Below are 15522 nucleotides of genomic sequence, written 5' to 3'. Positions count from 1 at the left end.
CTGTACCCTAGCCCTGGCTGCTGATGGCATTACAAGACTTTCAAATTTGTGATGAGGATTTAACGGATGCCCAACTGACAGAGTATTTACAAACGGATGCTCTGGCGGTTGATACCGAAACTATGGGCTTACTGCCGCAGCGCGATCGCCTCTGTCTAGTGCAACTTTGCGACCGAGGGGGGCATGTCACAGTGATACGAATCGCCCGGGGGCAGCGATCGGCTCCTAACTTAAGGCACTTATTAGAATCGTCTACCGTCCTGAAACTGTTCCACTATGCCCGCTTTGATATTGGGGCATTACGCTATCACCTGGGAATTCAGGTATCGCCTGTGTTCTGTACCAAGATTGCCAGTAAGCTAGCTCGCACCTATTCGCCTAAGCATGGGTTGAAAGATGTGGTGCTCGAACTAACTGGGATTGAGTTAGACAAAAGTGCCCAAAGTTCCGATTGGGGCAATGCGGGGAATCTGTCTGACGAGCAACTGCGTTATGCCTCAAATGATGTTCGCTACTTAATTGCAGTGTCCGAGAAATTGACAGAGATGTTACGGCGCGAAGACCGCTGGGAATTAGCGCAGCAGTGTTTTCAATGCCTCCCAACGATCGTCTCGCTGGATCTTCTACAGTATTCAGGTATATTTGAGCATTAATTTATCCGGTTAATGTCACTCGGCTCTGCTCGAAGCCAATCAGCCAAACCGTTGATTCTCCTGCCCAATAATAACGAGTGTTTGCGATCGCCCATCCATGAAAGTCAGTCCCATTGCCTCCCTGGTGCCAGTGCCCACTGGAGCCCTGCAAGTCCCGAATTTAGCCGCGATCGCGCCTCCCACCCAGCCGCCTTCGGTTGAGCCAACTCGAACCATTTATTTCTCGTTAATTATCCCCACCTATAACGAGAGTCGGAATTTAGCGGCATTAATCCAACAGGTGAGCTATTTGCTGGATGAAGTCCTTCCGAACGATTACGAATTGATCGTGGTGGATGATAATAGTCCCGATCACACCTGGGAACTGGCACAGGAGTTACAACACTGTTATCCACAACTACAAGTGATGCGGCGGCAGACGGAACAGGGCTTATCGACGGCGGTAATTCGGGGCTGGCAGGTGGCGCAGGGGCAAGTGTTGGGCGTAATTGATGGTGACTTACAACATCCCCCCGAAACCCTGCTGCATTTGTTGACGGCGATGCGGCAAGGGGCGGATTTGGCGGTCGCCAGTCGGCATGTCGAGGGCGGTGGTGTGAGCAATTGGGGCTTGCTCCGGCGATTTTTATCCCGAGGAGCACAATTGCTAGGACTGCTGATTCTCCCGCAGGTGGTGGGTCGGGTGTCTGATCCCATGAGTGGTTACTTTATGGTACGTCGTCGGGCGATCGCGGGACACCTGCTGAATCCGATGGGGTACAAAATCCTGATTGAAGTCTTGGGACGGGGCGAGATCCAACAGGTTGCGGAAGTGGGCTATGTGTTTCAGGAACGCCAGGAAGGGCAAAGCAAAGTCACCTGGCGACAGTATGTCGAGTACATTCTGCATTTACTCAAGTTGCGATCGCGGGGACGAATCACCCGACTGCGCCAACGCTTCCAGTTTCCGCTGGGACGCTTTCTGCGGTTTGGGGTGGTGGGGCTGAGTGGGGTATTGGTCGATATGGTGATGTTGTATTTGCTCAGTGATCCGAGTACGCTGGCATGGGGCTTAACTCGCAGTAAGCTGATTGCCGCCGAGGTTGCCATTATCAACAACTTTATCTGGAACGATCGCTGGACGTTTGGGGATATTTCCCGGCAACAACAAAACTGGCGCTGTCGGCTGAAGCGGTTGCTCAAATTCAACCTGATTTGTTTAGCCGGATTGGGCTTAAATGTCCTGCTGTTAAATTTGTTCTTTAACGGATTTGGCATCAATCGTTACATGGCAAATTTGCTGGCGATCGCGATCGTCACCCTTTGGAACTTTTGGGTTAATTTAAAGTTGAGTTGGCGTGTAACCCAGGTCAAATAAATCGCCTAACCTTCCAGAGTTCTGTGCTGCCTGGAATTTAAACCCCATGTTATGCTGGGTGAGCAGGAATTATTTTCGGGTGGTAATTCGTTTCTCTCGTGAGCGGTGCTCCGAATTTAAGCCTCACATTTTTTGAGTTTGGAGACGCTCTATGTCAATTTATGTTGGTAACTTGTCCTATCAAGTCACTCAGGATGACTTGGTAGAAGTTTTTAGTGAATACGGTACAGTAAACCGAGTACAGCTACCAACGGATCGAGAAACAGGGCGGATGCGTGGCTTTGCCTTTGTGGAAATGAAATCAGATGAAGAAGAAGCCGCTGCGATCGAAGCCCTGGATGGAGCGGAATGGTTAGGACGGGATCTGAAAGTCAGTAAGGCGAAACCCCGGGAGGACAGAAGTTCTGCGGGAGGTGGTTGGAGTGGTGGTGGGAACCGTCGCAACGATCGTCGGTTCTAACGGATAATTTAATCTCGGCATTGGTATCAACACTTCAACTCGAAAATTCTTCATCCATAGTTCAGCCATCGCTCAATTTTGGTTGAAGGTCGAATTTTATTTGGAATCACAACTGTCACACTACGCGAGGAGTATATGAGATGACGCAGGTCGTTCTAGGCGAAAACGAAGGGATCGAATCGGCATTACGGCGGTTTAGACGGCAGGTTTCTAGAGCCGGTATTCTGCAAGATTTGCGTAAAAACCGTCATTTTGAAACCCCGTTGGAGAAAGAGAAGCGTAAAGCGATCGCCCGGAGTCGCTACCGTAGACGCAGCTACAACCACTAATCCAGGTTGGATGATTCCGTCTCCTTCCGCGCGATCGAGGTATTGCGCTCCCAGAATACGCCTTCGGCATACCCTTGGATCGTCGTGTCTTGTTCTACAAGTTCCAGGCGCTTTTCGGCAAGTAGGCAATAGTCTTCCTGCTGTTCAATGCCCAGATAGCGCCGACCCAGCTTTTTAGCCACGACCGAGGTTGTGCCACTACCTAAAAACGGATCAAAGACGAGATCCTCTGGATTACTACTGGCAAGGATGATCCGAGCCAGTAGTTTTTCACTTTTTTGGGTGGGATGATCGGTGTTCTCGGGCATTGACCAGAACGGAACCGTGATATCCGTCCACAAATTGGACGGATGGGTATCCCGGAAATTGCCTCCTGCCGTCGATCGCCAGTCTTTCGGACTGCCATCGGCTTGACGATAGGGAGCCAGTACCTTGCGGCGCAATTTCACCGCCTCCACATTAAAGGTGTAGCGATCGGACAGGGTACAAAACCAAATATCTTCACTGGCATTCTTCCAGTTAGACTTAGCCCCTCGCCCCTTTTCTCGCTCCCAGGTAATCCGATTGCGTACCGTGAAATGGGTAGCCGCGACGGCAAAGATGGAGATTGACGAAAACCAGTCTCCGCACAAGTAAATCGATGCAGTGGGTTTCAGTAAGGGGCGGAGTTTAGTGATCACATCATCCAGCCACACTGTATAGGCTTCGATCGTTTGACGCGAAAACCGTTGACCATGAAAGGTTTTGGTCAGGTTATAGGGCGGATCGAGAAACAATAAATCAATCCCTTGCGGCGGCAAGTAATCCGCCCATTGCAAACAGTCGCCACAAATCGTGCCCTGCGGCATAGTCGTGGATCTTGAATGGGGAAATTCTCGGATTAGACGCGATCTCAGCCGCTCCCGATCGCTGCAACTTAAGGTGAGGGTGCGGTTGAGCGGAGCCCGTTGAGGGGATGGGGCAGATGGGGAGATGGGACAGGTGAGGCGGTTGTCCGACTGCTCGGGTACTCCGTTCTCAACATCCTCGGTCACAATAGCACACTCCTAAAATTATCTCGGAATTGGTTGGTGTAGCCCTTGGAGAGCTTGGGTAATTGCAGTATCTTCAACCACATAGGCGGCAAATTCACCATTGGGTTTGCTGGTGACGAAGGGAAACGGATTTTGAGGGTTCGTGCCCAGAAACACATCAATATGATTGCCGACGATCGCGCTACCCGTATCCGCCGCATAAAAATAGCCATCATGGATCACCTGCTGACCGGATGGTAAGGTGATCACCTGTCCGTTTGCCTGAGGGATATAGACGACCGAACCGAATGGAATCAGGGTTGGATCGACCGCGATCGTGCGGTATGGCACTAACTCAACCCCCTTGGCTCCGCGACCATACTTGCTGGCGATCGGGGTAAAGCGCACCCGGCTGACTTTATCGGCTACCGTTGCCGACAGACTGGAGAAAAAGGGCGAACAATCGGTCTGGGGGATATCCCCACGTCCGGCAAAATTATAGGTGGTTGTGCGTTCCTGAACATCGGTGACTTGTACGGTTCCCTGAAGGGCGGCATAACACCAATCGCGAACGGATAAAGGTGGACTTAACGGAGTGCCTGCGGGATCTAGTAAGGGTAAGCCATTTGCCGTTGGTCGAGCCTGATAAACATAGTAATACGTTGCCCAGAGCGTTAGGGGGCGGGCATGTAATTGCTGGATGGGAGAACGAATCGGTAGCCAGCGATCGGCGGGGGGCAAGAAGGGTCTACTGGGTTGGTAACTGGGGGTTCTGGAGATGGGTGTTGTATAGAAAATTGCTTGACTGAAGAGAATGCGGTGGGGCTGAGGGGACAACTGGGGTAGGGCGTGAGCTGGCAGAATGTGGATTGTACTACCGATTAATGACGGGATTAGTGCCAGTCTGGAGTGAACAGAAAAGGACATGAAGACATTCCAGCGTGATCCCCATCCAGTCTACAGGGGGTCAATTAAAGTGGCACAGTTAATCCGCTCTCCGCAATTTTTGCCTCGGTTCTTGTCTCTTAACAGAAGGGCTGTATAATTGGCACGGCTTTTTCAAAGAACTTAATTTGATCTCAGGTCAATTCATCCGCTGTTCGCCAAGTTCTCCAGCTATTCAGTCACCCATAGTCAGTCCATGATGGTTCCCAAACAAGATGCTTCGGTTGTCGCTCTAGCGCTGATAGTTGTCCTGGCTACCCCAACTAAGTTACCGGCTGCTGCCCTGGGGAAATCTCCAGTAGTGGCACAGGTTCCCACTTCTACTGTTTCACCAACCGGGACAGCCGCACCAGACGCAACGGCTCCTACAACGGCTGCACCTCAGACAACCCCTGCACCTGTGCAATCGGCGACCTCTGGTAATCCGCCCTGGTGGGTGTGGTTAGTTCCGATTCTGATGATTGCTGGCTTGACCTGGTGGGAACGTCGGCGTTCTCGTCGGGTGGCTACTCCGCCAGTGAGCGATCGTGCTGCAACTGCCCCTACACCAGAGCCGATCGCACCATCTCCCCTTGTACCTCCCACGCCAGCGCCCGAAGTACCACCTGTGGCAACGGAAGTATTGCCTGCCACCCCGGTTCCGCCAGTGGGTACGGCTGATGTTCCTCCGATCGCTCCTACTGCCGAGTCGGCTGCAATTAGCGAACCAGTTCCGCCCAGCAGTTCCGAGGACATCATTTCGCCTGACACTATTGTTCCGGCAGATCAGCCAGGGGTGGAGCCCCCGATCGTCATTATTGACAATCGGCAGACTGTTGATACGCCGCCAGAAGAGGCACTACCTGAGCCACCGAATGCTGCGATCGCGGAAATGCCTGAACCGCCAGCAATGGCTGAGCCACCTGTGGTAGAGCCTGCCATCGAAGTGGTTGAACCGGAGCCGGAGCCTCCCAGTGTAGAGTTTTCTGTGGCATTGGCAGGAGCGGAATTGTTGGCGAGTCCCTCGGCGGAAGATCCGGTCGTTGTGACCGAACTGGATGCTCTAGCAGACTCGGATACTGTAGCCGCAGAAATTTCTCCAGAGACGATCGTGCCTGCTGATCAGCTACCGTTGGAGTCTGGTTTACCGGGAACGGCATGGGCGGCTGGTGTGGAGGCGCTTGCCTGGACGGAGCAATCTGATGGAGATGTTACTCCGGAGCCGACTGATCCGGATTTAGCGCAGTCCACTGTAGAAGCCACTAAGTTTGATGTGGGACAACCGGATCTGAGCCAAGAAGCCTTAGCGGCAGTGGATGAAGGTCTGTCGGAGTTACCGGGTGGCTATGATCAAAGCCAAATTATTCTGATGCCGCGTGATCCGCAGTGGGCTTACGCCTATTGGGACACCCCAGACAGCCATAAGCAAGCGCTGCGGCAACAAGGTGGGCAACGATTAGCGCTGCGGTTATACGATGTGACGGGCATTGATTTAAGTGAGCAGAATCCCCATAATCTCCAACAATATGAGTGTGACGAACTAACCCGCGATTGGCATTTACCGATTCCTGTCAGCGATCGCGATTATATTGCTGAGATTGGCTATCTGACGGAGGATGGTCGCTGGTTACTGCTGGCGCGATCGGCTCCTGCCCACATGCCACCGCTGTACCCAACGAACTGGTCAGATGAGCAATTGCTCACGCTCTCCTGGGATGATGATTTGCGGGGTCGGGTGTTTTTGGATCTGGTGCCGCCCGATGCCCCGACCCGGAATCCTGACCTGTATGAAAAACTGTTTAATTTATCGCAGGTGGCAGCGGCTCAACGGCTGGCAGGTTCCCTGTATGGCTCTATGCAACAGGGGGTCAGTTCGTTCAGTATGTACCCTTCCGGTGCTGGCATGATGTCTGGGGTCGGGATGATGTCGGGTGTGGGAATGGTGTCTGGAGTCGGTTCATCCGGACTGACGACCTCTGGGATGGGAATGTCAGGGGTGGGGATGTATAGTACGTCCGGTTTGGGTCTATCTGGACTGACGACCTCTGGGATGGGGATGTCAGGGATCGGTATGTCGATGTCGGGCATTGGCATGTCCGGGTTTGGCTTAGGCTTTTCGGCTTCTGCTCCCCCTATCCGATCGCGCAAGTTCTGGTTAATTGCTGATGCAGAATTGATTGTCTATGGGGCAACTGAACCGGATGCGACATTAATGATTGGTGGTCGTCCGATCTCTCTCAATCCTGATGGCACATTCCGGCTACAAATGTCCTTCCAGGATGGCAAGTTAGATTTCCCAATTTTGGCGATCGCGGCAGATGGCGAACAAACGCGATCGATCCACATGGAATTTAACCGGAACACTCCCCATCGACATACCAACACCAAAGATGATGCCTTTGAGGAATGGTTTTAGTTATAACGAGCATGGAGGGATTCGAACCCCCGACCCTCAGGACCGGAACCTGATGCTCTATCCACTGAGCTACATGCCCTCGTACCGTGTCAGTATAACATCTTCACGGTGACAACGGATAATTTCGGTAAATTGTTCTACGAATTATTCCTCGTCATCTTCGCGAGTTCCCCGTTTGAAGAACTTACAAATGCCGCGTTTCGAGGATTTGATAAAGTCGCACAGTTCGCGCACCGCTTCAGAATCAAAGTCGCGTTCTAAGCGATCGACCGCTTGCGACACATTCAAGCCCGATTGATACAGCACTCGGAAGGCTTGCTTCAGTTGACGGCGATCGTCCGCACTAAATCCGGCTCGTCGCAGCCCGACAATATTCAAGCCCATGATCGTATTCGGACTGACACTGCGAGTCATACAAAACGGGGGCACATCTTTTTGGATTGCCGATCCGCCTGTCATCATCACTAACCGACCGACCCGAGTAAATTGGTGGATTAAGCAATTGCCACTAATAAACGCACGATCGCCGACTTCCGCATATCCCGCCACCAATGCCCCATTCGAGAGAATTACCTGATTACCTAAGCGGGCATTATGGGCAACGTGACTAAATGCCATCAGCAAACAGCCATCGCCAACAATCGTCATACTGTCTGCCTTCGTGCCCCGATGGACGGTCACGCCTTCCCGGATCACACATTGATGCCCAATCTGGACATAACTGGTTGCTTCCTGAAAAGCGAGATCCTGCGGCAAATCACCCAAGATTGCGCCAGAGTGAATGTGACAGTCATTCCCAACTGTGGTGTAGGGCAGGATCGTGACATGGTGATCGATCGTTGTATTGTCGCCAATCTTGACATCGCGATCGATGTAGGAAAACGCCCCAATTGTTACTCCGGTTCCCAATTCGGCTCTGGGATCAACCACGGCGGTGGGATGAATGTCCACGAAACTTCTGTCCTTCGTCATACCTATAGGGTATAGGGTACAGGTTGGTGGCAATTATTGAGTAGGTGGATCGAAGTCCAGGGCGATATTGTCGGGCGATGAGGCTGTGACATCCGGGGATTGAGCGATTGTCTCGGCAGGGGAAGGAGGGCTATTGATAGGTGCGATCGGGGCGTTGGCACTCGCAGGTGGTTCTGATGACAGTGAACTGGATGGGCTTGGATTCGGCGCAGTTGCTACGGGCGGCGGAGATTTCGACTCGGAGGGCTTGATGGTTACATAGGCTTCCACCGCTTGAATTTGACTACCGGGATTGACGGCGACCCAATCATTGGCGGTTTTGCGTAACAGTTCAAAATGCAAATGCGGCCCTGTGACACCGCCCGTACTGCCAACTAAGCCGATCACCTGACGGGCTTTCACCGGATCATTTTCCTTCACCAGCACTTCTGATAAGTGAGCATAGAGCGTCTGATACTTGCCATCGGCATATTCCAAAATCACCGTATTGCCGTAGCCACTCAGCCATCCCGCTTGCTTCACCCAACCAGAGTGCGCGGCTAGGGCTGGCATACCTTCCGGTGCCCCTAAATCAATTCCCGAATGCAGCCGTCGATCGCCATAAATTGGATGGGTGCGCCAGCCAAAGTTACTGGTGACAGGCACGACCTCTGGCAAGGGGTAATAGAAATCAATGTCCTTGGGATCGGGGACATAGCGGGAATCGGCTGGCGCTAAGCTCCATGCCCACTGTTCAAGTGTGCTTCTGGCTCCCCAGGCGGCTCCAGCGCAAACCAAACAGATCAGGCTGATACCTACAACCAATAGCCATTGATTCATGGGGATACCAATTGCCAAGCACTACAATCCCCCTGACATAAGAGCACCCCCCTAAAGGTAGGGGGGCGAGGGGGGGGAGATCTCGAGGGGAAAACCTGAGATTACTTTTATGATAGTACAAAGGTTCTAGTTTGACTAGATCCCTCAGGGATAAAATGCCATTTTCGGGAGTCCCAGGGTTTCATCCCAACCCATCATCAGGTTGAGGCACTGGATTGCCTGACCCGCTTGACCTTTCATCAGGTTATCGATCGCGGACATGACAATGACTCGCGCGGTTCGTGGATCAACTTCCAAGCCGATGTAGCAGAGGTTTGTGCCTGTTGCCCATTTGGTTTGGGGATAAGTCCCACTGGGTAACACTCTCACCCAGGGTGAACTGCGATAAAAGGCACTGTAGATAGTCAGCAAATCTTCCCGTACCAGTCCGGGATCCCGCAGGGTAGCGTAGACGGTCGCCAAAATGCCCCGAGGCATGGGAATTAAATGGGGGGTAAATTGGACTAATACCTCATGTCCTGCCAAATCACTACAAATTTGTTCAATCTCTGGAGTGTGACGATGGCGAGCGACGTTATATGCGCCCAACGAGCTATCGGCTTCTGCCAGCAACATGTTAGTTTTGGCTTGCCGTCCTCCCCCCGATGTGCCCGATTTGGCATCAATGATCGCGGTTTCGGGGACAATCAACCCTTGTTTGAGTAAAGGAGACAGTGCCAATAGGCTGGCGGTCGGGTAGCAGCCGGGACAACCGATCAACTGTGCCCCGGCAATGCGATCGCGGTATAGTTCTGGCAACCCATAAATGGCGGTTTCGGCGACGGCTTGATCCGTGCGATCAACCCCATACCAGGAGCTATAAATGCTTAATTCAGAAAATCGATAGTCTGCCGACAGATCCAACACCTTACAGCCTTTTTCCAGCAGGGTTGGTGCCATTTTGCAGGCTAACCCATTCGGTAAGGACAGAAAAACCACCTGGCAGCGATTGGCAATCTGTTCCAGATCGATTGGCTCGATCGGCTGCTGAATCTGATGCCCAAAATGGGGATACAAATCAGAAAAGGACTGCCCCGCACTGCTTTCGCCACCCAAATATGCTAACTCCAGATAGGGGTGATCCATCAGAAGCCGTACCAACTGCACACCGCCGTACCCCGAAGCGCCAACTATACCAACGGGTACGCGTCCCAAATCCCCCATGATGCCTTACCTTCTTCCAGGTTGATTCACACAACTTTGCTGCATTGTAGTACCGGGGCACAAATTTGGGTAGGAGCAATAGGGGTTCTCTCAGGAATCCTTCATCTTTTTCATTCCTGAACTTTTTGTTTCCTCATCTTCCTCGCCTGCCTGATCCCCTGCGTCTCCCCCATCTCTCCCAAAGGGACTAGAATTTAAACGTATGAGTAAGTTTAAAGAAACTTTACGGTGCCACAGCGTTGAACGTTTCTAGTGTCGATACATCTCAATCAGTTCCGTTTCAATTTGATGACATTGAAGCGGCATTAGCCGACTTAAAAGCCGGTCGAGCGATCGTGGTCGTGGATGATGAGAACCGCGAAAATGAAGGCGATTTGATTTGCGCTGCGCAGTTCGCTACTCCGGATCTGATTAACTTCATGGCTGTGTATGCCAGAGGCTTGATTTGTCTAGCCATGACGGGAACTCGGTTAGACGAACTCGATCTACCGTTAATGGTAAGCAAGAACACCGATAGTAACCAGACGGCGTTTACAGTCAGTATTGATGCCTCACCTAGCGCTGGAGTGACGACGGGAATTTCGGCAGACGATCGTGCCAGAACCATCCAAATTGCGATTAATCCCTCCACCCGACCGGATGATTTGCGGCGACCGGGGCATGTGTTTCCGATTCGGGCGCGGGAAGGAGGCGTGTTAAAACGGGCGGGGCACACCGAAGCGGCGGTTGACCTGGCGCGATTAGCGGGGCTGTATCCGGCAGGGGTGATTTGCGAAATTCAGAATGCGGATGGCTCAATGGCACGATTGCCAGAACTGATCGAGTACGCTCGCACCCATCAACTCAGAATTATTAGTATTGCCGATCTGATCAGTTATCGCCTGCAACATGAGCGGTTTGTTTGTCGAGAGACGGTGGCAGATTTACCGTCGCAATTTGGGCAATTCCAGATTTATGGCTACCGCAACTTACTGGATAACTCGGAGCATGTGGCGATCGTTAAAGGCGATCCCGCCACGTTCAAAGACCAGGCGGTGATGGTACGAGTCCACTCGGAATGTTTGACGGGGGATGCGTTGGGTTCCCTGCGGTGTGATTGCCGGATGCAACTGCAAGCTGCCCTGAAAATGATTGAAAATGCGGGGATGGGCGTGGTCGTCTACCTGAAACAGGAAGGGCGCGGCATTGGCTTAGTCAATAAGCTAAAAGCCTACTCCCTGCAAGATATGGGATTGGATACGGTCGAAGCGAATGAACGCTTAGGCTTTCCGGCAGACCTGCGGGACTACGGGGTGGGAGCGCAAATTCTGAATGATTTGGGCGTGAAGCAACTCCGGTTGGTAACAAACAATCCGCGTAAGATCGCCGGACTGAAAGGCTATGGTCTGGAAATGGTCGATCGCGTCCCGTTACTGATTGAAGCGACTTCGTATAATTCTGGCTATTTAGCGGCTAAAGCCGAAAAGTTAGGTCACTGGTTTCTACGCAGCTATTTAGTGACGATCGCCCTGCAATGGGCAGATGAACCGTTATCTGTCTCGGAACGCTACAACCGTCTGGAAACCTTACGGAGTCTGGCAAAAAATCAGGAACTGCTGTTGCAGGAAGAAGTCCGACCAGTTGCCGTAGCTTTGTTTGGTAGTTCTGCCTTAATTGCCCATTTAGGGTTTGAGCAATCGGTGATCAATGATCCGGAGTGGTATCGATTGCCAGAGCATCCCTATGTGCAAGCGATCGCTGATATTCTGGATCAATTAGTCACCTTGCCCCAGATCAGCCAATTGACCTTCATTATTTCGTCTGGCTCTGACCCGTTGACCGGATTGCAGGTACAACTCGATCGACAGCAGTTTTCGCTACACCAGAAACCCTCATCAATCTTTGGCAATTTGGAGACTCAAATTGTCTATAGCTTTACCCACGAGTCCAGTTAAGGCTGAAGTGGCGATCTAGCAGGGATGGTTAGCCAAGCATCGCGATGAACCGGTTCATCGGAGCGAGTCATAGCCTGATGACTGAAGTTTAGACTAATTCAAAAAATACCCCATATTTAGGAGGGGCAAACGGCCGTTCGCCCTTACATATAGCGGAAAATTGCATTTAGTCTAAAGTCGAGTGATGAAGTTTTGCAAATTAATATATGAACGTCTGTTCAGATGTTATAGTGAACATAAGTTGAATTGAGGCTAAAAGCAATGACCGACGTAACTCAAATGAAGTGTGCTTGTGAACCCTGTTTATGCGTTGTGTCGCTCAGCGATGCCGTAATGAAGGATGAGAAGGCGTATTGCAGCGAAGCCTGTGCGAATGGGCATCCCGATGGCAAGGGGTGTGGGCATACGGGCTGTGGTTGCCAGTAATGTAGTTATTGAAGTTTGAGTAGGGGCAAAGTAGGGGGATAAAAGTCTATGCCATTCTTGCAGAGTCTGTGATCTCAAGGCTTTGTCCCTACTCTCGATTGCACCCATCTTCCTCCGATCGCCTCCAAGCCATTTCAGAGAACGCTGTAAATTCGTAATATTTCCTAATAGAAACTATGCCTGTAGGGTTGGGGGGAAATCCGGTGACGATCGCGGATTAGCAGGGAAAATGGTTGGCTCAGTCCTAATTAGACAGATCTGCCCAGGAAAATTGGATCAGGCGGAACTATAAGCTGGATTCTGCTGCCGTTAGCGATCGCCAATCAATATAAATAACAATATAAAATGCTACATTTTTTAAGAAAACCTAGTAATAATTCTTGTAAAGAGATTGAGTAGCCGCGTTTTCTAGAAATTACTATCAAAATAGCAGGATGATATCCGTTTGTTCCCTAACATTACCGTCAAAACCGTCAAACCATTTCTCCCTACAAAGTATCGCGATGATCGCGCTTTCTGACGTAACTGATCGGGTCTGCCTATAGTCGGTTATCGCAGTAATCTGATTCTGGTTTTCGTGACCATCTCCGATGAAAAACTGAGACTGTGAGGTGGGTTTTAGGAACAAGTTATACCTTACCCCCAGGTTTAAGTTGTCCAACCGTTATTGCAATGAGGAGCCTCTTTCGGTGGTTAGAGGGTTGTGAATTCTCGGCATCGGGTTTCTTCGCTACAGGACTAAACTTGTTCCAACTGAATGTGCAAATCAATGAAGTTGAGGTTGATTTGGATTAGCTGATTGGGTGCAGAAATTGGGCTGGATGTTCTGTCGGAAACGTTTAAAACGCTAGTAAAAGTTTCATCATCAATTCTGACTCGGCAAGCTGGGGGGTAATAAAATGTCTAGAACAATTACTAATTTGGCATTACCACTGATCGTTGAGGCGATCGAAACGGCTTTAGAACATCAACACTATCACCCTTACCGTAAGGCATACGCTATTCCGGAAATGCGGCAAAAGTTAATTACTTATGTGCTGAATTCCGCCCCAGTATGTTACGGATTGGTAGAAGAAGATGAGGAGGAGTTTGTTGTGATTGATCGGGCTCTGGTGCCAAAACCAGTGCGGAATCAATTACGAGAAAAGGTAGCGGAAGGCATTCCTAAAGTGATTGAAGATAATGCGGATTGGGTCGGTCATCACATTCCATCGGAAGTTGATTCCGGTCTGTCTCCTTCGGATTGGTTCGGCTAATTTAGTCTAAGTAGGTGGGCGTAATTAAACTGACCATACTGAAACTGCCCTCATCCCTCAACCCCCTTCTCCCAAATTTGGGAGAAGGGGGCTAAGATTGGCTCCCCTCGCCCAGTGTTGGGAGAGAGGTTGGGGGTGAGGGCAAAAGGCTGGCATCTCACAATTAATTTCACCTGGCTACTGAGAAGTGATCTAATTGGGCGATCGTCCATTCCTGGTTGCTAATGGATTATTGATTAAGGTGGTGTCATCGACGATCGCCCCAGTGAAATCAGTGTGATGGATCTGTATGCCTCGCAGATCAGTACCGCGTAGATCTGTATGTAGCATCCTGGCTCCTCGCAGAGTCGCCCCCTGTAATGAGGCTTGGCGGCAATCAGCCAGACTTAAATTTGCCTGTCGTAATATTGCCCAGCGTAGATCGGCGGTAGTCAACACGGCTTCGCTAAGGTCGGCTCCATACAGGTAAGCCCCGTTTAAATGGGCGGCACTCAGGTTCGCTTTGTGAAAAATTGCTCGATATAAATGGGTTTCACTCAGTTCGGCTTGATGCAGATTGGCTCCACTCAAATTGGCGTGTCCCAGATCTGCCTTGAGCAAAATTGCCTCACTCAAATCGGTGCGACACAGATCGGCGTTGGTTAAGTCAGCCGATCGCAAATTGGCGCGACGGAGTTCGGTGCCAATCAGGTTTGCCCCGGTTAAGCTGGCGGCTTGTAGGGTTGCCGATCGCAGGTCTGCCCCAATCAAATTGGTATTGTCTAAATGGGCTTGGGTCAAGTTGGCGGCAACCAGTACCGCATCTACCATGTCTGCCTCGGTCAGAATGGTGTCCGTCAAGATTGCCTGACTGAGATTGGCAATATTTAACGTGGCTGCCCGGAGATTGGCACCTGCCAAATTTGCCCCACTGAGATTAGCGCCTTTAAGGTTGATCCCCTGTAGGTTCACTCCCCGCAGATCTGCTCCGCTTAAGTTTAATTCTGCCTGGGGATGCTGCGATCGCCAAGTTTCCCAGGCTTCAATCCCTTGCTGCAACAGGGCAATCTGTGTAAAGTTCACCATCGCTTATTCTGTGCGTTGCTCGCTCGGATGTTCTCGCCCAGTCAAGTTTTCCATTACCGCTAGAACCGCCGAAGAGGCAGCAATAATGTCGCGTTCTTCACCGCCTAAATACAACCGTCCAAAGGAGCCGACAGCAGAGATATGCAGGATATTAATCAGTGCCGCTTTTTCAGCTTCATTGGCGGCTAATGCCGCATAGGCAGCGGGTTCCACTTCAAATACATACAATGTTTGTCCTGCCATGATCATTTGCCCCCGGCGGGTGCGATTAATTAACTGAGCATGGTGCGGATCGATATTGCGAATAATTTGGCTGGATAAGATCCGTGGTTTGAGACAGTCTTGCCGCCGTACACCCAGTGCTTCTAAAATTGCCCGACCGGATGCCTGCACTTCGCCCTGCCGATTGGAATGAATTTCCAACAGACCATAGAGCCGTTCTACCACCAGCACTCCCGGACGGACAACTGCCGCTTTCAATGCCACATCCGTGATCCGATTGATCTCGATACCGGGAGAAATCTCAATCCACAGGGAGGCATCCCCCGGCAGAGGCAGAAAGCCGATCGACACGGTGCCCATATATGCCGCATGTTGAGATTGCAAGCGATCGATGTAAACGTAGCTGCGAAGATCAATACCCAAGAGTCAGTCCACTAAATTGCTACAAATATCGCAGGTCGCCAACTGGCTAG

General features: G+C 51.2%; 15 protein-coding genes and 1 tRNA gene. 8 read left to right on the top strand and 8 right to left on the bottom strand.

From position 1 onward, the window contains the following. The first annotated feature begins 23 nt into the window (after nucleotides 1-23). The 4 genes from ACN4EK_RS23470 (at nucleotide 24) to rpsU (ending at nucleotide 2799) form a co-directional block, all read left to right on the top strand. On the top strand, nucleotides 24-653 hold the full coding sequence (locus tag ACN4EK_RS23470) for a ribonuclease H-like domain-containing protein (RefSeq protein WP_431660739.1): 630 nt from the start codon (nucleotides 24-26) through the stop codon (nucleotides 651-653). A gap of 97 nt (nucleotides 654-750) precedes the next feature. Continuing rightward, complete coding sequence (locus tag ACN4EK_RS23465; RefSeq protein WP_431660738.1) at nucleotides 751-2010, top strand: glycosyltransferase; 1260 nt, start codon at nucleotides 751-753, stop codon at nucleotides 2008-2010. A 151-nt stretch (nucleotides 2011-2161) separates the two neighbouring features. After that, entirely contained in the window at nucleotides 2162-2470 is a 309-nt protein-coding gene (locus ACN4EK_RS23460; RefSeq protein WP_431660737.1) for an RNA recognition motif domain-containing protein, read from the top strand. Between the two features lie 140 nt (nucleotides 2471-2610). Further along, nucleotides 2611-2799 (top strand): 30S ribosomal protein S21, encoded by a 189-nt coding sequence (gene rpsU, locus ACN4EK_RS23455; RefSeq protein ID WP_431660736.1) that lies wholly within the window; start codon nucleotides 2611-2613, stop codon nucleotides 2797-2799. Here rpsU and ACN4EK_RS23450 read toward each other — a convergent pair. Together ACN4EK_RS23450 and ACN4EK_RS23445 are read right to left on the bottom strand one after the other, a co-directional pair. Beyond that, complete coding sequence (locus tag ACN4EK_RS23450) at nucleotides 2796-3833, bottom strand: DNA-methyltransferase (protein ID WP_431660735.1); 1038 nt, start codon at nucleotides 3831-3833, stop codon at nucleotides 2796-2798. The genes rpsU and ACN4EK_RS23450 overlap by 4 nt on opposite strands. An 18-nt stretch (nucleotides 3834-3851) precedes the next feature. Beyond that, nucleotides 3852-4739 carry a 3D domain-containing protein gene (locus tag ACN4EK_RS23445; RefSeq protein WP_431660734.1) on the bottom strand — a complete coding sequence of 296 codons (888 nt, stop codon included), beginning with the start codon at nucleotides 4737-4739 and terminating at the stop codon, nucleotides 3852-3854. 214 nt (nucleotides 4740-4953) lie between these two features. On the opposite strand from ACN4EK_RS23445, the gene ACN4EK_RS23440 reads away from it, so the two are divergent. Continuing rightward, nucleotides 4954-7152, top strand: coding sequence for a DUF4912 domain-containing protein (locus ACN4EK_RS23440; protein ID WP_431660733.1), 2199 nt, complete (start codon nucleotides 4954-4956; stop codon nucleotides 7150-7152). A 6-nt stretch (nucleotides 7153-7158) separates the two neighbouring features. Here ACN4EK_RS23440 and ACN4EK_RS23435 read toward each other — a convergent pair. From ACN4EK_RS23435 to argC, 4 genes are all read right to left on the bottom strand, one after another. Beyond that, a tRNA-Arg gene (locus tag ACN4EK_RS23435) sits at nucleotides 7159-7231 on the bottom strand. A 65-nt stretch (nucleotides 7232-7296) separates the two neighbouring features. Then, nucleotides 7297-8103, bottom strand: a complete 807-nt coding sequence (gene lpxA / locus ACN4EK_RS23430; protein WP_431660732.1) for an acyl-ACP--UDP-N-acetylglucosamine O-acyltransferase — start codon at nucleotides 8101-8103, stop codon at nucleotides 7297-7299. A 54-nt stretch (nucleotides 8104-8157) separates the two neighbouring features. Further along, complete coding sequence (locus ACN4EK_RS23425; protein ID WP_431660731.1) at nucleotides 8158-8961, bottom strand: M23 family metallopeptidase; 804 nt, start codon at nucleotides 8959-8961, stop codon at nucleotides 8158-8160. A gap of 126 nt (nucleotides 8962-9087) precedes the next feature. Continuing rightward, nucleotides 9088-10146, bottom strand: a complete 1059-nt coding sequence (gene argC, locus ACN4EK_RS23420) for an N-acetyl-gamma-glutamyl-phosphate reductase (RefSeq protein ID WP_431660730.1) — start codon at nucleotides 10144-10146, stop codon at nucleotides 9088-9090. Nucleotides 10147-10385: 239 nt separating this feature from the next. Here argC and ribBA point away from each other — a divergent pair, with 239 nt between their 5' ends. From ribBA to ACN4EK_RS23405, 3 genes are all read left to right on the top strand, one after another. After that, nucleotides 10386-12080: a bifunctional 3,4-dihydroxy-2-butanone-4-phosphate synthase/GTP cyclohydrolase II gene (gene ribBA / locus ACN4EK_RS23415; RefSeq protein ID WP_431660729.1), complete on the top strand. Its 1695-nt coding sequence runs from the start codon at nucleotides 10386-10388 to the stop codon at nucleotides 12078-12080. Nucleotides 12081-12341: 261 nt separating this feature from the next. Beyond that, nucleotides 12342-12506, top strand: a complete 165-nt coding sequence (locus ACN4EK_RS23410) for a metallothionein (protein ID WP_431660728.1) — start codon at nucleotides 12342-12344, stop codon at nucleotides 12504-12506. 899 nt (nucleotides 12507-13405) lie between these two features. Next, nucleotides 13406-13762, top strand: coding sequence for a hypothetical protein (locus tag ACN4EK_RS23405; protein WP_431660727.1), 357 nt, complete (start codon nucleotides 13406-13408; stop codon nucleotides 13760-13762). Nucleotides 13763-13954: 192 nt separating this feature from the next. Here ACN4EK_RS23405 and ACN4EK_RS23400 read toward each other — a convergent pair whose 3' ends face one another. Both ACN4EK_RS23400 and ACN4EK_RS23395 read right to left on the bottom strand, forming a co-directional pair. Further along, entirely contained in the window at nucleotides 13955-14827 is an 873-nt protein-coding gene (locus tag ACN4EK_RS23400) for a pentapeptide repeat-containing protein (RefSeq protein WP_431660726.1), read from the bottom strand. Nucleotides 14828-14830: 3 nt separating this feature from the next. Further along, nucleotides 14831-15472 (bottom strand): hypothetical protein, encoded by a 642-nt coding sequence (locus ACN4EK_RS23395; protein WP_431660725.1) that lies wholly within the window; start codon nucleotides 15470-15472, stop codon nucleotides 14831-14833. Between the last annotated feature and the right edge of the window lie 50 nt (nucleotides 15473-15522).

It is taken from the genome of Pantanalinema rosaneae CENA516, from assembly GCF_050753385.1.
Taxonomy (GTDB): domain Bacteria; phylum Cyanobacteriota; class Cyanobacteriia; order Leptolyngbyales; family Leptolyngbyaceae; genus Pantanalinema; species Pantanalinema rosaneae.
Note: the sequence above shows the minus strand (reverse complement) of the source record. Positions and strands in the feature narration are given on the sequence as shown.